This window comes from Clostridium sp. KLE 1755, assembly GCF_000466465.2.
Classification (GTDB): Bacteria; Bacillota; Clostridia; order Lachnospirales; family Lachnospiraceae; genus Eisenbergiella; species Eisenbergiella porci.
Window position 1 is genome coordinate 1 of sequence record NZ_KE992648.1, and the last position, 12,960, is coordinate 12,960.

General features: G+C 47.5%; 12 protein-coding genes. 2 read left to right on the plus strand and 10 right to left on the minus strand.

Features of this window, described 5'->3' with window-relative positions; genetic code table 11:
- The 5 genes from HMPREF1548_RS01110 to HMPREF1548_RS01130 form a co-directional block, all read right to left on the minus strand.
- The coding region (locus HMPREF1548_RS01110; protein WP_021633793.1) for a family 43 glycosylhydrolase at positions 1-332 on the minus strand (332 nt) is incomplete at its 3' end.
- Between the two features lie 167 nt (positions 333-499).
- A complete protein-coding gene (locus tag HMPREF1548_RS01115) occupies positions 500-1,960 on the minus strand; it encodes a DUF1593 domain-containing protein (RefSeq protein ID WP_021633795.1) in 1,461 nt (486 codons plus the stop codon).
- 266 nt (positions 1,961-2,226) lie between these two features.
- Entirely contained in the window at positions 2,227-2,802 is a 576-nt protein-coding gene (locus HMPREF1548_RS01120) for a hypothetical protein (RefSeq protein WP_198168596.1), read from the minus strand.
- Between the two features lie 622 nt (positions 2,803-3,424).
- Positions 3,425-3,994, minus strand: coding sequence for a GNAT family N-acetyltransferase (locus HMPREF1548_RS01125; protein WP_035320524.1), 570 nt, complete (start codon positions 3,992-3,994; stop codon positions 3,425-3,427).
- 253 nt (positions 3,995-4,247) lie between these two features.
- Entirely contained in the window at positions 4,248-4,544 is a 297-nt protein-coding gene (locus tag HMPREF1548_RS01130; protein ID WP_021633800.1) for a hypothetical protein, read from the minus strand.
- A gap of 330 nt (positions 4,545-4,874) precedes the next feature.
- On the opposite strand from HMPREF1548_RS01130, the gene HMPREF1548_RS01135 reads away from it, so the two are divergent.
- Positions 4,875-6,098 (plus strand): FprA family A-type flavoprotein, encoded by a 1,224-nt coding sequence (locus HMPREF1548_RS01135; RefSeq protein ID WP_021633802.1) that lies wholly within the window; start codon positions 4,875-4,877, stop codon positions 6,096-6,098.
- A 48-nt stretch (positions 6,099-6,146) separates the two neighbouring features.
- On the opposite strand, the gene HMPREF1548_RS01140 is transcribed toward HMPREF1548_RS01135, so the two are convergent.
- The 5 genes from HMPREF1548_RS01140 to HMPREF1548_RS01160 all read right to left on the minus strand — a co-directional run bounded on the left by HMPREF1548_RS01140 (position 6,147) and on the right by HMPREF1548_RS01160 (position 12,541).
- Entirely contained in the window at positions 6,147-7,517 is a 1,371-nt protein-coding gene (locus tag HMPREF1548_RS01140; RefSeq protein ID WP_051358287.1) for an MATE family efflux transporter, read from the minus strand.
- Positions 7,518-7,724: 207 nt separating this feature from the next.
- Entirely contained in the window at positions 7,725-9,575 is a 1,851-nt protein-coding gene (gene asnB / locus HMPREF1548_RS01145; protein ID WP_035320533.1) for an asparagine synthase (glutamine-hydrolyzing), read from the minus strand.
- 100 nt (positions 9,576-9,675) lie between these two features.
- The gene (locus HMPREF1548_RS01150; RefSeq protein ID WP_021633806.1) at positions 9,676-10,269 is read right to left on the minus strand and encodes a dipicolinate synthase subunit B; all 594 of its coding nucleotides are present in this window, start codon (positions 10,267-10,269) and stop codon (positions 9,676-9,678) included.
- 18 nt (positions 10,270-10,287) lie between these two features.
- Positions 10,288-11,115, minus strand: coding sequence for a dipicolinate synthase subunit DpsA (locus HMPREF1548_RS01155; protein ID WP_035320534.1), 828 nt, complete (start codon positions 11,113-11,115; stop codon positions 10,288-10,290).
- A gap of 247 nt (positions 11,116-11,362) precedes the next feature.
- On the minus strand, positions 11,363-12,541 hold the full coding sequence (locus HMPREF1548_RS01160) for a winged helix DNA-binding domain-containing protein (RefSeq protein WP_021633809.1): 1,179 nt from the start codon (positions 12,539-12,541) through the stop codon (positions 11,363-11,365).
- 98 nt (positions 12,542-12,639) lie between these two features.
- On the opposite strand from HMPREF1548_RS01160, the gene HMPREF1548_RS30770 reads away from it, so the two are divergent.
- Positions 12,640-12,732, plus strand: coding sequence for a GNAT family N-acetyltransferase (locus HMPREF1548_RS30770; RefSeq protein ID WP_353612035.1), 93 nt, complete (start codon positions 12,640-12,642; stop codon positions 12,730-12,732).
- Positions 12,733-12,960: the final 228 nt, after the last annotated feature.

A 12,960-nucleotide genomic window follows, 5' to 3' on the forward strand; every position in this document is an offset into this window, starting at 1 on the left:
ACCGGAGAAGACCATTCCCCCGCCGGATCCTGCGCCGATACAATAAAATTCCCATACTGTTCCAATGTTGCCGTCACATAAAAAGTCCCCTGGTTCCAGCGGATTGTGGGCGCCCAGATACCACCGGAATCCTTCACCTGCTCCAGCGGGAATTCTTCCGCACGGGCGGCACAATTTCCTATCTGCGTCCAATTTACCAGATCCTTACTGTGAAAAACAGGGATTCCCGGAAAATACTCAAAGGAACTGGTCACCAGGTAATAATCCTCTCCTACCCGGCAAATACTCGGGTCCGGATGAAAGCCTTTTATAATCGGATTTTTATACTGCATTTGATATCTCTCCTTTTACCTTTATTTATTTCTTTGTAGTACCGTTATTTGTCTTCTGCCATTTTTTATCCTTTTGCATGAGGAAATTCCAATATCCCTGCGGCACGGAACCCATATAGAACAGAAAGTATTTATCTTCCCGGCCGGCGTGTTTTGCAGCAACACAGTTATCCCACCGCCGGCTGTTCCTGCGTGATATTGAGTATCACACGGCCATAGGAGGTCAGCGCCGGCTCCCCGTCATCCGTCAGCGACAGTATGATGTGAACGCTGCCTGTCCTGGCCGATGCAGGGATTGTGATGGCGGCCTTCTGGGAGTATGCGCCTGATATATGAATTTTTTCCTTGCAGCTTCCGGCTTCTTCGTATATCCACCAATGATAGAAAAGATGATTGCCATCCGGATCTGAGGAGCCTGCTGCGCTTAAGCTTATAGTATCGCCCGGCCTGACCTGCCGGATCATAATGTTTCCTGCCAGGCCTTCTAAAACGACAGTGGGTTCATGATTTGCCTCTTCATAGCTCTTTGTGCACCAGTCCATTCTGGCCTGGAAGCTGTTTTGGAAATCCTTTCTCCAGCGGGAAATGGTGGTTTTGGGATCGGAACGGTTTGTATCTGATGTTCTTTCAACCGGTGTTTTAAATGGTCCGGCATATGTATTTTCTTCGGCTGCCGGCCCGTTTTCCATAATTCTGGCAACAGGAACGGCATCCCTATGGAACTGCTTCCTGCCTTCTGCTTCGCCATTGTCAGCGGAATAAATGTTATCTTCCGCATCAAAATATCTGTTTTTTCCACCTTCAAACCGGCCTCCCCAGCCGCCCCATTCCGGATGCTCCGGACTGCCCGGCCCTATCGGAAGCAGATAAAGGAAAGAAGGGGTATCTCCTTCCTTGACGCCCCTCACATTGCCCCAGATGTCTCCGCCGTCATAGTTGGGATATGCATTGCCTAAAGGTCCATGGCCGTTTCGCAGGTTTTCTTCCACCCATTCAGCAGAGACATCCTCAGTATCGCCTCCGCGGTACATTCCGCGGAAAGCTGTGTAAGAGGTGATGTAGAAAACCTCCGGACAATTTTCACGAATCCATGGACCGGCGTCGTCATACTGATCATGAATGGCATATACCCGCAGCTTGCGGCAGAAGGCGGCAAACGCCTTTTCACTGCGCTCTGTTTTCACCCGCCATAAGGCCTGCGCCAAATCTGTCGCGCCGCCCCAGATAGTGATCCAGACGGGCCTGGGATCCGGAGCGTCTGCCGTTCTGATAATCCAGTTGGATCCCGGGGTATCTTTTCCTTCTCCAACGTTTTCCATCCCGCAGTAAAGCGAACCGGCCCTGATGCCTTCCAGAAGCTTCTTGGGATCCGGATAATCCGCACTGTGCAATAAGAGATTGTCCCATACCTTTTCATAATGTCTGACAATGGTCTCCAGGTAGTCTGTTTTCACCGCGCCTTTTATGTGACTGGAATAGGTGGCTATCAGGCCTTCTATGTCTAAAAGATCTGAATACAGCAAAAGCCGGATAAGCGACTGGGTGTCATCCGGCTCACCGCAGCCTGGCTGCAGGCTGCTGATATCTGTCAGTACTATTAAACGGGGTTTTTGGGAGTGAATATTCACGGTGGGTTCCTGCCTTTTTCTGTGGTAGTAATAAGTATATTACTTTGGATGGGGGCAGGTAAAGTGTTTAAATTTTTGTACGTATGGGAAAAATAGTATTGTATAGAATTGTATAAAAGATGCTTCCCGTCAGAATCGCTGAAAACACAAGTGTATAATCTCCATTACACCTTAAAAAATAACACCCTATGCAGAATCCTTCCATCACCTTTCATAACAGTAAAAACCATCATAAACATTACCTGTCAGGAATAATATCCCTGTCATTATCGTATTTCACTTAATGCAGAATTGGAATTCTCATCTGCATATATTGCTGCAACCTTGTTCTGCCGCATCCTGAGCAGATAATTCCCATATAAGGTAATCATTTCCTTCGCTTTATATCTCACAAAATATTCTGTATAAATATACCCATTCAAATACCAGGCTGAATAAATATTAACTCCAGCCAGTTCAAAATCACCTTCAGCAACAGGTTCACTGCTTTTTATTATTCGATCTATTTTTGCCTGGAAATCCCGTATTTCGCTCCGGTAAAAGGCTTCCATTTCGGTATCTGCAGCTACTGAATAATCTGGCGTAATTTTTTGAAATATTTCTTCAGGCAATAAATATTCCGTACTTTGTCCCACTTTTCTGTTTGCACTCAGGCCATTGTCACCGCATATCGTTAAGAGCATCGCCCCGATGTCATAACACAAAATTCTAACAGGCATTAAATTTTTCTTATCCTGTAATCTTTGCATGCACTCGGCCAGCGACTCCCGGTATTTCTCCTGATTCAGTTTTCGCAGCACCTGAAACTCTACATATTGCGCACTTCCCTCAATAACTTCCACGCCGCTTTCATAATTATATTGATACGGGAACTGCGCCATCCTTCTCTTACGCAACGATAAAAATTTCTCATAGTCAGATACCTGAAAACGTTCATGCAACGAAGCCAGAAGCAAATTTTCCTGAAATTTTATCTGTAAATATAATGGACTGTACCTGTATTTCAGCAAAGCCTCCACTTCCTCCGGGAAACGGCTTTCTCCGCATTCCATCTGATATGCATGAAACATTTCATGAATAATCTTACTTGTTAAAACATCCAAATCCATTTCTTCCGAAAGACACCATATGGCTATTAGCCTTCCCTGATAACAAATAGCGGTATTGGCAAGAAATTCCTCTGTCTTTGAAAAAATCTGCCCATTTAAAATGACCTGTGATGCATTGTACAAGGCAAAATCATACCGTTTAAAGCATGGCCACAACTCCTCAAATACGACAGAATCAATTTTCTCTTTTACCAGGCTATATATTTCCATTAAATCTAAAGCGGACACTATTATCTTTTCCCCCTTTAGCCGTATTCATATTTTTTAATTTCGCAGACGACAATATAATATCAATACAAAAAAAACATTACGGCCTATTGCTTTTCCAGGAATGAAAATAATCCGGCTCTAAATTTTACTCTTTTCTTATTCCCATAATTAAACTGTCATGATATATACCATCCTGCAATTCCCTGTGGGGGACTACGAAATAATCTTTAAAACCACATTTATGATAACACTTGATTGCCCTTGCATTATGTATCTTTGGATCTATTAATATAACATCCGCATGATAATCATTAAATAATGCAGTAATTAATAACCTCAAGCTTTTTGTTCCAAGCCCCTGATTCCTAAGCGATACTTCACCTATAAATATATCAATTCCGAACACAAGATCAGCTTTCTCTATGTATCGATTATATTCTTTTTCCGGAACTTCATAATATTCCGCATTTAATATACAAAACTGGCAAAAGCCAATCGGAGCCGAATTATATTCGATGATACACTGTACTATGCCCTCTTCGTTACCTTCTTTATATCCTTTAACCACTCTGTCATATGTAAAGTGCTCGTTCATCCCTTCCCAGTATTTCATTGTATCAGGATCTGTCATCCATTTTAAGAATAATTCAAAATCATCCCTGCTCTCTTCCATTTTTCTGATACAAATATTATCTTTATTTGCTATTACATTCATCATATTCCTCCGTTATCCTTTCCTTACATTATGGCAACAGTGCTTTATCCTGGCCGGAACTTCCAGACAGTCGCAAATGGAGCAGCATACTCCAATCAAAGACCCCGCTGCAAGCAACGGGGTATCAAACTTGCAGCGCTGCAGAGCAGCGGGGTATTTGACCCTCGCGGCAGTCGCCAAATATCCATGCAAGCATGGCTACTTGGCTCGTTGCTCGCGGGAATAAAGCGCGCCTGCACCAATTGTTCCCTAATCAATGCACTCTCAATCCTGCGATTTCCGCAAACCGTTCCAATATTTTAACATGGCGCTGCATATTCCTGAACTCAATAAGAACCTGCGCATTATGTTCCGGGCATCTGCAGGAGTTAAGATAAAACAAAAAATGTCTTGAAATATCCTTTGCCGCCCTATAGGACAGAACCGCATTTTGTTCTATTTCATCCAGATTAGGTTTATCCATCAGTTCAATATCCTGAATAAATTTTTCTTCTTTCACAAAACAATCAACCAATTTCTGAAAGCATTCTGCATATTCTCTTCTATCCATGAATGATACCTCCCCGCTTCCCGCTGTATATGCATCAAGCTTATCAAAATCAATGTCCTATAATCAGTACTCTCTATCCAAAGATAAAGATAATACAATTATAGACAGCAGGTTTACGGGTTTGTCCATGAATTTCATTAATTTGAATTTCCTGTCCATATTCGGTACATAATGCTAATAACCGGTCAAATCTCCACAGTTCTCCGATACACAAATATATTGATCTTTTTAAACAAATCCTGTATTGTATTTTTAGTTAGTGTTTTCTAACTCTTTTGCATTATAAAATACATTGAAATCATAAAGCCTCAATGAAAGGAGCATTCAAGCATGTACTGTACTAGAAAAATTACTGACGCCGTCACCTGGGTCGGCGGCTGTGACCGCCGGCTGTCACTGTTCGAAAATCTTTTCCCGGTTCCCAGTGGCGTCGCCTACAATTCCTATCTGATTCTGGATGAAAAAACAGCGTTGCTGGATACTGTGGACTCTTCCATCTCCCGCCAGTTTCTGGAAAATGTGCTCCATACACTGGATTCACGCCCTTTGGACTATTTAGTGATAAACCATATGGAGCCGGATCACTGCGCCAACATCAGTGAACTTCTCCTTCGTTTTCCCGGGCTGAAAATCGTCGGGAATGCCAAAACCCTTACCTTCATCCGGCAGTTCTACGATATGGATCTGGAGGGCCGGACAATTACCGTTAAAGAAAAGGATACGCTCCCGCTCGGCCGCCATACCCTGCATTTTTACCTGACGCCCATGGTCCATTGGCCTGAAGTTATGATGACCTATGAGGAAAGCGAAAATATCCTGTTCTCCGCCGACGCCTTTGGCTGCTTCGGAGCCCTGAATGGCAATATTTTTATTGACGAACTGGACTATACGCAGGACTGGCTGGCGGAAGCCAGACGGTATTACGGCAACATTGTAGGAAAATACGGGCCGCAGGTACAGGCTGCACTGAAGAAACTGTCTGCTCTGGAAATCGCCGTGGTCTGCCCTCTGCATGGGCCCATTTGGCGCAGCGACATTGACCTGCTGCTTGATATGTACGCCCGCTGGAGCAGCTACGAGCCGGAGGAGCATACGGTCGCCCTGTTCTACGGCTCCATGTACGGCGATTCGGAAAACGCCGTCAACATACTGGCCGCCGGCCTTGCAGATGCGGGCATCCGTAAAATTGCGGTCTATGATATTTCCTGCACCCACATATCCTTCCTCATTGCCGAGGTATTCCGCTGCAGCCATCTGGTACTCACGGCTCCCACCTACAACAGCGGCATCTACCCGGCCATGCTGAATTTTCTTCATGATATGAAAGCGCTGAATTTGCAGAACCGTACGGTTGCCCTGATCGAAAACGGTTCCTGGGCGCCGGCCAGCGGCAGGCAGATGCGCACTCTGCTGGAAGAAATGAAGCAGATGAAAATTCTGGAGCCTGTCGTCACCATTAAATCCTCTCTGAAGGAGGATTCCCTGGACAGCCTCCTTCAGCTGAAGGAGAGCCTGGCCGCTTCCCTTCGTGGCGGCCATTCCTTTCAGGCCTAGTTTTACCTTTCAGGCCTGGTTTTACCTTTCAGGATACAGCCCGTCTTATTACTGCATAACCTTCAGCCGTCTCAAAAACGCCATCAAGAAAGGTATGGATGCAAGCAGAGTACACACATCCGCCAGAGGCTGTGCCAGCTGTACGCCCAGCACTCCCGTAAACCGGGGCAGAATCAGGATCAGGGGCAGGAAAAATACCCCCTGCCGGCAAAGCGCCAGGAAGGTGGCCCTGCCCGACTGTCCCGTACTCTGAAGCGCCATATTGGCGGTTGTGGTAATGCCGCAGAACGGCATTACAAGGCACTGCGCCCTCAGCGCATAGGCCCCCAACGCGATTACCTGTGCGTCGTCCCTGCGGAAGGCTCTTAGAATCTGCGGGGCGAAAATGAAAATAATCAGGCTGAAAACCGCCATCACCACCGTACCCACCAGGATTGTGAAACGGGTGGCTTCATGCACTCTGTCATATTTTTTTGCCCCATAATTGAAACCTGCCACAGGCTGGAAGCCCTGCCCAAAGCCAAGCATGGCGGAAAACATGAAAAACATAAGCCTTCCCACAATGCTCATGGCCGCCACAGCCGCATCCCCATACATTGCCGCATTCACATTCAGCGCCACAGAAGCCAGGCTGGCAAGACCCTGCCTGCAAAGCGTGGGCATTCCGGTTGTAACAATATCCACGTATGTTTTCAGCTGTTTGGAAACTTTGGTAATCCGCAGCCGCACATCACTCTTTCCTTTTAAGAAAAGCACCAGCAGAATGATGAAGCTCACCGTCTGGCTCAGCGCCGTGGCAATCGCCGCCCCGGCAGTTCCCAACCCCAGCCCGAAAATAAAAATGGGATCCAGGATAATATTCAGGATACCGCCGGTGCCGATTCCCAGCATGCCAAGCACGGATTTCCCTTCGCACCTGAAAATATTGTTCATCACAAAGGAAGCGCACATAATCGGCGCCGCCAGCAATATGTACTGTCCATAATCCCTTGCATAGGGAAGAATCGTTTCCGTCGCACCCAGCACCTGCATCAGGGGTTCTACAAAAAGCGACCCAAAAACAGTCAGCGCAAGCCCCAGCACAATCGCGGAAAAAAAGCCCGTACTGGCGGCGCATGTGGCCTTTTCCTCCTCCTTTGCCCCAAGGTGCAGCGACACGATAGTCCCTGAGCCCATGCCTAATGTAAACCCGATGGCCTGAATAATCGCCATCAGTGAAAATACAATGCCAACCGCTCCCACCGCACTTGTCCCTAATTGGGAAACGAAAAAAGTATCCGCCATATTATAAATAGCCGATACCATCATACTGATAATCGTTGGAATCGCCAGCGTCGTGACCAGCTTCGGAACCGGTGTCTGTGTCATCTTCTCATAATGCGCCTGCCTCCGCGCTTCGTCCTGTGTCATTTCACCCATATAACCTCTTTCCGCGCAGGAATCCTCCATATATCGGACAGCGCGCTGTTTTATATTCTTACGAAAGTATCAGCTGGCAGAGGAGATATTTTCCCCTGCCAGCTGAAGTTTTATCGTTATCTATAATATTAGCACATTTTTTACGGGCGCACCAGAGTGAAACGCAACATGCTGATTCTGAAGAATCGCACCAGGCAGAGGGCAAAATTACACCAGACTAATCCGATAATGCTCCAGCCAGTAATTCACCTGTAACAAATAAGCGAGCAGCTGCGGCCCGGCCATCAGCTGTCCGTAGAAGGGACGGGCATAATCGGATGGCTGTTCCATAAAACGTTCCACCTTCTTTTTATCAATCAGCAGGTTCAGCGGCGCATTCATATCGGAAAGCACCTCCCGCATATGGCTCCTCACAAGCTGTTCATATGCCGGATCATAGGTCTTGGGATAGGGACTCTTCCTGCGGTAGAGGACATCGTCAGGCAGCCAGCCCCTGCCGGCATCCCGCAGAAGCCCTTTTACAACGCCGTCATGGCACTTCATGCTCCAGGGAACATTCCACAGATATTCCATAATTAAATGATCTGCAAATGGCACCCTGGCCTCCAGCCCCACATGCATGCTGGTGCGATCCATCCTGTCAAGAAGCGTCTGCATGAACCATTTCAGATTCAGGTAGGAAATTTCCCTGCGCCGCTTTTCTTCCCCAGCCTCCCCCTCTAAAACAGGTGTTTCCTCTATGGTCCTGCGGTATGCATTCCCTGCATACTCCTCCAGGGGCAGCTGCTCAAGCACTTCGTCCTTAAGCAGCATCGTCCTGGGTGTAAAATCCATGGACCAGGGAAAACAGGCCGCCTCAAAGCATTCTTTTTTATGAAACCAGGGATAACCGCCGAAGATCTCATCCGCACATTCCCCTGTCAGCGTCACCTTATGCTGCTTTGCCACTTTACGGCAGAAATACAGCATGGAGGACTCCACATCAGCCATACACGGCAGATCCCTGGCATCCACCGCCTCAAAAAGATAGTCGTAAAGCTCCTCATTTCTGCATTCCAGGTAAAAATGCTGTGTATCCGCATATTTTCTGACCACATCCACCCAGGGCCGATCCTGCGAGGGCTGGAAATTGTTTGCCTGGAAATTAATATCATTGTCCTTAAAATCAAAGGAATAGGTGGACAGCACCTTCCCCTGTTTTTTCAGTTCGCTGCTGCAGATAGCGGTCACAAGGCTGCTGTCCACGCCGCCGGACAGGAAGGTACATACAGGGACATCGGACAACATCTGCTTTTTTACCGCATTTTCAATCAGATACCGGGTATGCTCCACTGTTTTTTCGTAGGACTCCTCATGGGGGCGGCTTTGCAGCTTCCAGTAACAATGCTGGTTAATCCCCTCCGGGCCAAATTCCAGGTAATATCCCGGCAGGACCTCCTTCACATTACGGAATACACCGCTGCCGTAGGTTTTGGCAGGCCCCAGCCCGAAAACCTCGCAGAGCCCGGCCTTATCCACCTGCGCCTGTATCCCGGGATAGCTGAGGATTCCCTTGATTTCCGATGAAAAAATGAGGGTATCCTCTTTTATGGTATAAAAACAGGGCTTTACGCCTGCCCGATCCCTGTAAAGGTAAATTTTTTCCAGCCTTCCATCCCAGATCGCAAAGGAAAAAATACCATCCAGCCGCTTTACGAATTCTTTCCCGTAATGCAGATAAGCAGTCAGAATAACCTCTGTGTCACTGTTCGTCTGAAAGCTTTCTCCTGCTGCCAGAAGTTCTTTTTTCAGCTCCGGCATATTATATAGCTCTCCGTTGTAACAGATCGCAAATTCGGCGCCGCCTTCTCTTTTTACCATAGGCTGGCGCCCTGACGCCAAATCGATGATGGACAGCCTCACATGAGCCAGGCCGCAGTGTTTTCCCAGAAAAATCCCTTCCTCATCCGGCCCTCTGTGTTTCTGGACGGTTTTCATTCGGTTCAGCACCGTCCTCCATTCTCCTTCGTTTTTTTCATAATTTATTCTGACGTTACAAAAGCCTGCAATTCCGCACATATGGCTTTCCGCCTTTCCTGTCATTTGACTTGATTACAGTAAAAGTTTACGATGTTTAGACTGTTACTGATTTTTCTTTCATCGCAGCGGCTCATGGCCTTTACGTTTCCCCGTAATCCACCAGTAAAGGCTGTATCTGCTTATGGTCAAGGGCCTGCATCAGCGCCGGTATGAGTCTGTCTGCGTGGGCTACGAGGGAATTCGGCTTTTTCTCCGGATTATCCTGGCCAAAGGGCACAAAATAAATATTTTTGGTATTCAGAAGAAGTCCTATGTTTTTCATATTCATCCCCAGGCCGTCATTGGTGGAAATGAAGATCAAAAGAGGCTTGTTATTTCTCAGATGCGCCTTGGCCCCCATCAGAACCGGTGTGTCCGTAATCCCGTTTGCCAGTTTGGCGGCAGTATTGCCGGTGCACGGCAGAATCGCCATAATATCCAGATAACCCTTGGGACCTATCGGCTCCGCTGCCTCAATGGAGCATATCGGCTCCCTGCCCGCGATTTTGGCCGCCCGTTCCATGAACTCCTCCGGCTTCCCGAATCTGTTCTCTATGCTCTGGGAAGCATTGGAAAAAAGAGGGTAAATATCCGCCCCCAGCTGTGCCAGTTTTTCCATTTCCTTAAATATCTTCTCAAACGTACAAAAGGAGCCGGTCAGTGCAACTCCTATTTTTTTACCTTTTAAATCCATCGTTAAAATACGCTCCTTTCACAGATGTCTCAATACATAGTCCGTAAGGCACTTCGCGGAAGTCCTGCCGGCATATTTGCCGGGCAGGCCCGGACAGCGCAGGGCTGTTATATTAAGACGTTCGGCCGCCTTATAATCCACGCCGCCGCTTCCTGATGCAATGTCTATAATTAACGCATCTTCTCTTATTTTTTCAAGCAGCTTCTCCGTTAAAAGCAGGGCCGGGGCCGTATTGTAGATGTATTCAAACTCTCCCGCCTTGCTTTCAAGCTGTTCCAGAGGCAGTGTCCGAAGGCCATAGGCATCCGCCACCGCAAGCTCGGTCTGACTGTTGCTGCATACCGTAACGCAGGCAGAAAGGCCTTTCAGCTTATCGCTCAGTATTTTTCCGCATCTGCCATAACCGATGACAAGGCTTTCGCTTTTGTGTATATTGGTATCCTTATGCCGCAACGCTTCCAGCACCGCGCCTTCCGCTGTTGCAACCGCATTGAACACGGCAATGCTTTCCACCAGCATAAAATCACAGCAGAGGATATCCCTTTCACTGCATTCCTGCCGGAACGATTCCGGAATGACACCTCCGAAAATAGTGTGTTTTTTACGGATCAGCCGCGACAGCTCCCGGATTTCCAGAACCCCTTCTTTTTCCAGGGGAATTCCTCCCACAATCACATCCGCACCGTCCAGCGCCTCCTTCAAAGAATGCGCCCGGCCATCCGCGTTTTCCTTATCCGTTTCCTGAATTCCAAAGCTGATGACTCTATATCCATTTTCCTGAAAAAACGGTATCATAAAAGCCGTACGTCTGTCTCCTCCGATAACCGCAATATCGTATTCCGCCATAGTTGCCCTCCTGACTGCAGGTGTCATAAATCGACTTACTGTCTCATAAAATTGTATGCCGCCTATCCGCTGTTGTGCCTGTCAGGAAAGCGTGATTGGAAAATGCCCCGGAACAGAATCTGCTGTAATACGGCAGAAAACGCCTGCAAAAAAGGAACAATTCCCACCAACGCTTTTCTTTTATACTTCCACTTTATATAGAAAAAAAGCGATACCGTTTCCGCATCGCTTTTTCCCAAAAATCCTGTTAAAATTCAATACCGATCAGCTTCTGCTGCCGGAAATCTGCATATCCTTCAGCAAGTACAGAAATTTTTTCCTTATCCTGAAAACCGTTCCACAGGGTTATTTTCATCTCCATTCCCCTGCTCTTCTTTTTACCTGTCCAGATTCCAATGATTTCTCCCCGGTAAACAACAGTCCCCGGATTCGCCACCATTTTCCAGATCTGTTTATGCAGGGATTTATCCGGCTGCAAAATACTTCTGTCACGCTGGTCAAGATACGGGTCGTGGCCGCCAAGAAGGAGCAATTCCCTTTGCAGCGGTTTCGGGGACAGAAGGCAGGCTTTGTCTTCGGAAAGAATCCAGGCATTCTTACCCGCTGCTTTGACAGGCTCCATCTCCTCAGACACAGCTCTCCACATGCGGCGGGCCTGTTTTCCCGAGCAGCCCAGCCAACCTTCGAAAGAGGCTGGAGTTGCCGGTCCATAGCAGTGCAGGAATTTCCGCACCAGCTTCTTTTCCCCTTCTCCCTGGTTTCCCAGCGGATGGCCTGTCCAGGCATTATAAGAAGTAAAGGTGGGGCTGATTCCTTCCCGCGCCCCGAACACCACCAGTCCGTCGAATGCGCAGGGGCGCAGCAGGAATGACACCACCGCGCCGCCCACCGTCTGTTTGTCCGGGCTGCCATACATGGACGGATGGTTCCACAGCGTCTTCTTTTCTTCGGGAAGCAGCGGCAGCATCCATTCGGCCAGCGTCTGATCCAAAGCGCTTTTGGTCACGATTGTCTTGCCGTTAAGCCTGGGCATTACCTGCTTCAGCATTGGAAGCAGTTCTTCAAAGGACATCTGCAGAAAATCCAGCGCCAGGGAAATTCCCTGCGTATAAATCCATGGCTCATCCTCCTGCGAAATAAGCGCAGATAAAAAGACATCGCTTTCTTCCTCCGGGAATACAACAGGCGCGCCCCGCAGGCTCCATGCCTGCAGCAGACACCGTTTCTGGTACAAAAAATGGTTCATATCCTCCTGGCTGCAGGAAGGAATTCTGTTGTACAGCGCGGTTTCCCAGGCTCCGGGCGGACTGTTCTGCATACCGCAGGCGCCTGCGGCTGCGATGAGGTCTTCCTTTGTATAAAACGCATCCAGATGGTGGGAATGGAGTCGGAAATTTCTTATCTGTTCCAGGTTCAGTTCTGTCATAGGGGATTCCTTTCGTCCTGCGGGAAGCTGTATTAACTGTTTTTTATTATGAGGTTATTATACCTCTGCTTTTTGATGGTGACAAAGAAAAAATCAAAATGCATATCTGCTTTGAGACAGCGTCGGAGTATCGTGGCAGGGGGATTGCAAAAGCGCTTCTGAGGCGGGTCTGCAAAGATGCTGAAGCATAAGGCTTTGAATATATCGAAGTCTATCCGCAGCTTTCCGAAACCCGCTCCCCGCTTGCTTTCAATGGTCCGATGGCAATGTACTATAATTGGGGTTTTGAAAAGATACAGCAGCAGGGGAAACTATAGTTATAAGGGGAAAAATATCATCCTGTTAAACATTTTCTTGTGCTTTCAGAAAAGGTTGAATCTACGCAATATTAGTGATAAAATAAACGCAAGCATAAATTT